8 protein-coding genes are annotated in these 7,303 nt (G+C 65.5%); 5 read left to right on the top strand and 3 right to left on the bottom strand.

Annotated elements, in window-relative coordinates:
* From QOC69_RS08980 to QOC69_RS08970, 3 genes are all read right to left on the bottom strand, one after another.
* Window positions 1–917: GAF domain-containing protein (locus tag QOC69_RS08980; protein ID WP_526438508.1), on the bottom strand; the 917-nt coding region annotated here is incomplete at its 3' end.
* Between the two features lie 658 nt (window positions 918–1,575).
* Window positions 1,576–2,271 (bottom strand): Crp/Fnr family transcriptional regulator, encoded by a 696-nt coding sequence (locus QOC69_RS08975; protein WP_526438510.1) that lies wholly within the window; start codon window positions 2,269–2,271, stop codon window positions 1,576–1,578.
* Between the two features lie 599 nt (window positions 2,272–2,870).
* Entirely contained in the window at window positions 2,871–3,665 is a 795-nt protein-coding gene (locus tag QOC69_RS08970) for an esterase/lipase family protein (protein ID WP_526438506.1), read from the bottom strand.
* A 470-nt stretch (window positions 3,666–4,135) separates the two neighbouring features.
* Here QOC69_RS08970 and QOC69_RS08965 point away from each other — a divergent pair, with 470 nt between their 5' ends.
* The 5 genes from QOC69_RS08965 to QOC69_RS08945 form a co-directional block, all read left to right on the top strand.
* Complete coding sequence (locus tag QOC69_RS08965) at window positions 4,136–4,462, top strand: hypothetical protein (protein WP_526438504.1); 327 nt, start codon at window positions 4,136–4,138, stop codon at window positions 4,460–4,462.
* A gap of 10 nt (window positions 4,463–4,472) precedes the next feature.
* Window positions 4,473–4,694 carry a hypothetical protein gene (locus QOC69_RS08960; RefSeq protein ID WP_526438502.1) on the top strand — a complete coding sequence of 74 codons (222 nt, stop codon included), beginning with the start codon at window positions 4,473–4,475 and terminating at the stop codon, window positions 4,692–4,694.
* Window positions 4,695–5,068: 374 nt separating this feature from the next.
* Entirely contained in the window at window positions 5,069–5,299 is a 231-nt protein-coding gene (locus tag QOC69_RS08955; RefSeq protein WP_526438500.1) for a hypothetical protein, read from the top strand.
* Entirely contained in the window at window positions 5,290–6,141 is an 852-nt protein-coding gene (locus QOC69_RS08950; RefSeq protein ID WP_526438498.1) for an NAD(P)-dependent oxidoreductase, read from the top strand. Before QOC69_RS08955 ends, QOC69_RS08950 begins: the two co-directional genes overlap by 10 nt.
* A gap of 31 nt (window positions 6,142–6,172) precedes the next feature.
* Window positions 6,173–7,303 (top strand): zinc-dependent alcohol dehydrogenase (locus QOC69_RS08945; protein ID WP_526438496.1); only part of this gene is annotated, 1,131 nt, incomplete at its 3' end.

Here is a 7,303-nt window from a genome sequence, read left to right as displayed (position 1 = left end):
TCGGAGGTCGTCGAGCCGACGATGGCCGCACCCCACAATCTTCCGTCGACGATGATCGGGACTCCCACGATCGAACCGATGCCCCCGGCACGAATGCGGGCCGCTTCCGGGCCCGTGGCGTCGTCGTGGTTGTCAACCCTGGCCGCGCGGCCGGTGCGTAACACCAACGCTCCGACGTCGTCGCCGCCCAACGCAATGTGCTCGCCGGTGACGGGCATCGTCGAGATTCCCGGCTCGTAGCGGACGGCGAGCACGTACCCGGTGCCGTCGGCCTCGAAGCGCAGTAGCTCCGCGTTCGCCACCCCCAGGTAGCGGGCCAGTTCGTCGGCCACCGAGTCGAACACTTCCGTCGGGCTCGCTCCCCGCGCGACCAGTGTCGCCACCCGCCGCAAAGCGGCCTGCTGATCGGCGAGCACGCTGAGCTCGTCGCGGCTCGCCTCGACCTGCCTGCGGTGTTGGCTGGCCTCGGCGGCGCGCGCTCGGGCCAAGCCCGCAAGAGTGGAGGCCGCGAGCGCGACGATCAGAAACATGGCGATCGTCACCCAGTCCCCGGACTCCGTCGGACTGAAGGCAAACACGGGCTCGATGTGGAAGTAGTCGAAGGCCAGCACACTGGTTACCGTCGTCGCGGCCGCCAGCCAGAATCCCCACGCAATCGCGACGGCCACGACGCCGATCAGATAGACGACGCCGAGGGTGTTCTCGGGGGCGATCCGCTTGAGCGGATACAGTACTAGGGTCTCGACCACCACGAGCGTCACGGCGACCAGCAGGCCCCACTTGAGCGGCGGGGCGGTCGGGCGCAGCAACACCGACACCAGACCTGTCGGCGTCGGCCCTGCCTGCACATCGGAAGCGCCGAGCGCAAGAGTCCCGCCCGGCGTCCAACCGCGCAGCAGTGACCGTTTCTGCGTCATCACGCACTCACATCGATCCTGGTGAAACTCAAACGATGCCTGACGTGGATCATAATCCGCAACCGCACTCCGCAGCGAGCTCTCGAAACAGCACCCGGCGGTCCGTTGCCGGCCGCTACATACCGGGCTGGCGGGACTGTTGGCGGTCTAGGGACACAATCTTGGCCATGGAACCGTCCCCTCGTTAAGATGCCCCCGAAAGGGCATGTCACCAATCGTGATTCACTCCGGCGAGAACTGTGGCGTGGGCATCACAACTAGCTGCACCCTCATGATTGGCATTCAACCACCGCGTGGCGACACAGCTGACGCCCATGAATCCCCCCTGCTAGCGGTACTCAGCATCTACCGGCCAGCGGTAAACACTGGGGCCCGACTGTCGGAACTGACCGGCGCCGCACATCAAATGACGCGGGCACCACGTCGGATGGCTCCGAACATTCGGAGGTACTCGGCCCGGCAGGCCGAACGTCACGCCCACCGAGTCCGGCACCGCGTCCACGGCGATGACCCGCGGTCGCCGCCACCCCGAGGAGCACTGATTCTTGCGCCGACGTGCAACTCAGGAGGTGTCACCGCAGCGGCGGAAGTGCAGCGAGATACGTTGCGGTGGTGCTTTTTTGGACGTCCAGCCGACCGCGTCGCCGCCGCTTCTCGCTCAGCGTCGGGCCCCCGGCGCGTAGTGCGCCCGACGCGCCAGACGTTCGATGTCGGAGATGAGCACGCTTTTGCCATCCAACCGAATCCAGCCGCGCTGGGCGAAGTCGGAGAGTGTCTTGTTCACCGTCTCACGGGACGACCCGACCAACTGAGCGATCTCCTCTTGCGTCAGGTCGTGGGTGACGCGCAGCGCTCCCTGTTCCTGGGTGCCGAAGCGGCGTGCCAGTTGAAGCAGCTGTCTGGCGACCCGGCCGGGTACGTCGGTGAAGATCAGATCGGCCAGGTTGTTGGTAGTGCGGCGGTGCTGGCGGGCCAGGATCCGCAGCAGCTGCTCGGCAGTCTCGGGGCGGTCGGCGATCCAGGCGCGCAGCATCTTGCGGTCCATCGACACCGCGCGAACCTCGGTGATCGTGGTCGCGCTGGACGTGCGCGGCCCCGGGTCGAAGATCGACAACTCGCCGAACATGTCCGACGGGCCCACGATCGTCAGCAGATTGTCGTGGCCGTCGGGGGAGCGGCGGCCAATCTTGACCTTCCCGGAAATGACGATGTAGAGACGGTCGCCGGGTTGGCCTTCGGTGAACACCGTGTGCCCGCGGGGGAAGTCGATCGAATGCAGTTGCTGGGTGAGCGCAGAAACCGCGCCGGGTGGGGCTCCCTGAAACATTCCGGATCTGGCCAGGACCTCCTCCACACGGGCTCCGACAGCGCCGGCTGCCGGACTTGAGCTCCGATACGGCGTCATTCTTGGAACGGCCGCCAGTCGGGCGTCCAGCGCAGAAGCATCGGGCGCGGCGCGCACAGTCCGGTCGACGCTGATCAGTCCGGGATCATTGGGCATCCGAAGTCTCCCCTTCGACGGGCCGGGCCCGCACCGTGTCGTGACGTTCGCGGCGCTGCGACGATATAGTTGCCACACTGACGCACCACCAAGCCCACGTCGCCACCGCTGACCCCCAACAACGCTTCCTGCTAGCTGGAATCCGGCCTACCTGCTAGCTGCAAATGTCCGTCGTCCTGGAGCTTCGGGCTGTCAACCCGCGACGGTTCTACCTACGGCGATCCGATTCAGATCTGACAAGAGTGCCCTCGCGTGAGGGCGGTTGTGGAACAACGTATTCGGCATGACCGGTGCATAGTGCTGACCGATGCGCGGTGAGCGGTAGTCGAGCTGTTGCTGCCGTGTTCCGACGGTGGCCGAGCTCACCTACCAACGACCACTTTTCATGACGCTCTCGTCGGCGAGGTCGAAGTGTGCCGAGCACTGTCACTGAGCCCATGAAAGAGCGGGTTTCAGATGTGTTGTCTTCGTTGGTGATTTGCGGCCAATGCCGCGACGATACTTCCGACAACCCGCGGGCTCAGGAGCATCCCGAGGTGGCCGACGCCGTCGAACTTCATGGTCTCCACGTCGGCGTGGGCGGGCACCGACCGGACGCCGGGCACGACCACGTCGAGTGTGGCCGTGATCGCCAGCCACCGCACGCCTTCCGGTACTGGCGCGGAGGCGAGTCGGCGCAAGAGTGGCGAACCTCCCCGCAGCGCCCGGACGATCGCCCCGAATGGCGCGAGATGCGCCCACGGCGAACCCCCGAACGGTGCGCCGAGCGTGACGATGGTGTCGACCTTCCCGGCGAGCCGACCGCTTGCGATGGCCTGCGCAATGACGACCCCGCCCAGACTGTGCCCGATCAGATGCACCTTGTCCGCGCCGGTTTGCGACAACATCCGCTCAACCTCGACGGCGAGCCGGTCGGCGAGCCGCTCCACCGAAGTTCCGAATGGCGTGTAGCTGATCGCGTCGACGGTCAAGCCTTTGGCAGCTAGGGCTCGCGCGACGAAGTACCAACTCGACTTGGCGCCCCCGAAGCCGTGCACGAGTAGCACCGGTCGTGTCAAGGGGGCGGGGCGGGCCTGGACCCGTTGAAGCGCAACGAATGCCGGGTCGGCCGCGCCGCCGGTCAGGTGCAGCGACTGCGTCTTGACCAACGAGGCCAGCTGCCCCAGTTCGTAGGCCTGCACCATCCCGACACGTCCGATTGTCCGGACCAGCGCGCGGGCCTCCCCGAACAGTCCCGGCGGCGACATCGCGCCTCGCCGTCTCGGCGCGTCGTGGACAAGTGCCGACCGGTGTCTTTCTTCCATCTGCGCGTGCGACATGTCCAACCCCTTTGTTGTATGCGACTCGTAGTGCACTGAGAATCGCGGTCGGCGGTCACGATGTCATCGAGGGCAGCCGCAATCTGTGGTTCCCGTCCGCCGGACCCGCGCCTACCTGCTAGCGGTAGCCGCAAGTACCGCGGCAGGTGCCGGGCGTCATCGGATGAGCCGAAGTCTTGCAGGTAGCAGGCATGCCACACGGGCGCCAGCGGGAACGATTATTGCTGAATCGTATGCAATCCTTGCTGCGAGAATGCGGCCACTCGTCGCACTCCAGACGTGGCAACAATCTATAGCTCCACATCATGTTCGGGAGCCTGAAAGTCGATATTTAGCAACAACTCCGAAGAAAGAGCGATGTTGTGCGACATCCGCAAAAGAAGACCAGGAGGCCGCGCATGAACACCCAACCTCGTGGCCTCAGGCTGCTATGCCCACAAGGCTGTGGTGCGACGCTCACCATATCCGTCCCGACCCTGGCCGAGCTCCACGAACTGTCGGGTGACACCAGCCTCAAGAGTCTGGACACCCTCGTCGGCCGCAACGTCGTCGGCGCTGTCTTGGTGCATTGCGTCTATCGCTGCACCGCCATTTCGGACGGCCACCCAATGATGCACGTGGTCGGGAATCCCGTGCCGAAGTCGAGGACCACGACGACGTCACCCTCGTCGACGCCGACACCAACCCATCCCGAGTGTTCGATGACCAACCGGCGCCGGACATGATCACGGGGTCATGACCGGAATCGTCGTCCTCATCTTCATGGGGCTCCTTGTCTACGGCATCTGGCAGACGGTCAGCAAATCCGCGCCCGATGAAGGGCCCAAGTGCTGCGTGTGCAGCACGACCAAGCGGACACTCCAGTGGATGAGAAGCTGGCAGGACTGGTACTGCTGGCCGTGCAAAGAGCAATGCATCCATGCCATCGTGAGCGTCCTCGTCGGAGAACACGCGTGACGCCCCACGGACCGAGTGCCGTTAGCTGCCAACAGGATCCGGACATTCATTTCGATCAGCCGCGCTTACCGACTACGACGCCGCGCTCGGCCTCGACAACGATGGGGCCCGCCTGATGGTCGCCACCAACCTCATCGGAGCACTAAAGACCCATCCGGAGCGGTTCTGGCATGGGACGCCACGGACAACATCTTCCGGTGCACATCAGGGGTCAATCCGCGTACCGCCAACGGGCATCTTTGCATACCTGCTAGCTGCAAATGCCCAGCATCCCGCTGGTGGAGAATCGAGGCGGCCTGGCAATCCCGGCCATTGAGCCCAACTCTGGTGGGAAGGCGCTTATCACACGAGGCGGATTGGATCGGGGTGTAGCCATGTCAGAAGAGCAGCTGCTCGATATCCGTCATACCGAGCAGGAGGTGTTCACCCGTTGGGACGTCACCGGCCATCAGGTCAACCGCCACATGTACCGGCACCCGCACGCTGACATGGTGGTCATCCCGGTGAGCGGTTCGCTCGACGACATCGGTTACGAGACCTATCCAGGACAGGGCGAGGCGACCCCATCGCTTGGCCGCAGGCAAGGGAGCAGTTCATGCGCGTAGCGATAGTCGGACTCGGCAGGATGGGGCGTGCGTTCGCCGACCGGTTGCTCGACGAGGGCCACGAGGTGAGTGTGTGGAACCGGACTCCGGGCCCGGCTGACGCGCTGCAGGAACGAGGAGCCAGGGTCATGGGCTCTGCGGACGACGTGGGCGACGAGGTTGATGTCGTCTTCCTCTTCCTGGCCGATGATCAGAGCACCCTCGACGTGGCGGCTCCGAAGGGTGCGGCGCGTGCGAATTGGGCGCAGACCGTGGTGGTCAACACGGGAACGGTGGCTCTCGAGGTCATCACTGCACTTGCGCAGGCTTACGGCGACAGGTTTGTCAACGCGCAGATCCTCGGGGCACCGCAGGCTCTCCGCTCGGGTGCTGCCTCATTCGTCGTCGGCGGCTCGGCGTCAGCCCGTGCTGCGCTGGTGCCGGTGTGGACGGGATTCGCCGGTGCGCTCGATGTCGGTGACCGCCCGGAGACCGCAGCGATCATCAAGCTGTTGAACAACCAAATGCTGCTGGTGCAGCTGGCGGTGATCGCCGAGACCGTACGAGCGGGACGCGCGGCGGGTATCGACGACACCACGTTGGCGGCGACCTTGCGCGAGTCGCTGATGATGCCCGCGGGTTTGCGCAACCGCATCGACGTCTTGTTCGACCCCGACCACGCCGGTTGGTTCACCAGCGTCCAGGCGGCCAAGGATGTGTCGCTCGCCTTGGACCTCGCGAAAGGCGGCGCGCCGCTGCCGGTCACCGAGGCCGCGCGGGATGCCTACCGGCAGGTGGCCCAGGACGGATGGCAGACCCACGACGTCGCTGCCCTCGTCGAGTATGGCTGGCGTGCACCGTGATTGGGGCCGTCGTCAGCCTCGCGATCCAATCATGATCAATACCGACGCCGCGTATCCGCTGCCCGAGCACATGCGGGCCTGGGTGCTGGGCGATCCCGGCCAGCTCAGCCTGGTGGACAAGCCGATCCCGATGCCGGGACGCGCCGAGGTGTTGGTGCGCGTCGACGCGGTGGGGATCTGTGCGACAGACCTTGAGATCATCCGCCACGGCCCACCGGCGATGATCCGCGGCGGCGAACCGTTCAACAAGATGTTCACGCCGGGCCATGAATACATGGGCACCGTCGCGGCGCTCGGACCGGGCGTGGACGAATACCGCATCGGACAGCGCGTCACCGTGGAGGTTCACGCAGGCTGCAGGCAATGCAAGCGCTGCCGCGAAGGCATGTACACCTCCTGCCTGAACTACGGTGACGTCGACAAGGGCCACCGCGCCAACGGCCTCACCACCGATGGTGGATTCGCCGAATACGCCGTCAACAACATCAACACGGTCATTCCCATCCCGGACAGCATGTCGGACGCCGAGGCAACGCTGGTGGTGACCGCAGGCACTGCGATGTACGGGCTGACCGAACTCGGTGGGCTGGTGGCAGGAGAAGGTGTCGCCGTGTTGGGGCCGGGACCGATCGGATTGCTTGGCGTCGCGGTGGCCAAGGCGTTGGGGGCATCGCCGGTGATTCTGACCGGGACCCGGGACAACCGCCTGCAGATCGGCCGTGCGTTGGGCGCCGATCACGTGATCAACGTGCGCAACGAAGATGCCGTGGAGGCGGTGCGCCGTTTCACGGGCGGCACGGGACTGGACTACGTACTGGAGTGTTCTGGCGCGCCCGATGCCGTGAACCAGGCGGCGCGCATGCTGAACCGCGGTGGCCGCATCTGCCTCGCCGCCTTCCCGCACGAGCCGGCGGCGATCGACGTCGCCCACATCGTGCGCAACAACATCTACCTCTATGGCATCCGCGGCGAGGGCAAGAGCGCCACGCACCGCGCCGAGGCGTTGATGTCGCAGAAGCGCTTCGATGCCACGAAGATCCACACGCACACATTCGGCCTCGACGATCTCCCGACGGCCCTGCGCTACGCCGGCGATCACATCGATGACGCGATCAAGGTGGTCGTGGCGGTGTGGCACGCCGAGTTGGCGCGGGCAACCGTG

Source organism: Mycobacterium sp. (genome assembly GCF_032162105.1).
Classification (GTDB): domain Bacteria; phylum Actinomycetota; class Actinomycetes; order Mycobacteriales; family Mycobacteriaceae; genus Mycobacterium.
The sequence above is the reverse complement of the archived record's forward strand: the minus strand, read 5'-3'. Positions and strand labels throughout refer to the sequence as shown.

Bases quoted from the DNA above. Each gene is read 5' to 3' on its own strand.
- QOC69_RS08970 (WP_526438506.1), bottom strand. From the start codon at position 3,665: ATGTCGCCGCCGGGACTGTTCGGGGAGGCCCGCGCGCTGGTCCGGACA.
- QOC69_RS08965 (WP_526438504.1), top strand. From the start codon at position 4,136: ATGAACACCCAACCTCGTGGCCTCAGGCTGCTATGCCCACAAGGCTGT.
- QOC69_RS08960 (WP_526438502.1), top strand. From the start codon at position 4,473: ATGACCGGAATCGTCGTCCTCATCTTCATGGGGCTCCTTGTCTACGGC.
- QOC69_RS08955 (WP_526438500.1), top strand. From the start codon at position 5,069: ATGTCAGAAGAGCAGCTGCTCGATATCCGTCATACCGAGCAGGAGGTG.
- QOC69_RS08950 (WP_526438498.1), top strand. From the start codon at position 5,290: ATGCGCGTAGCGATAGTCGGACTCGGCAGGATGGGGCGTGCGTTCGCC.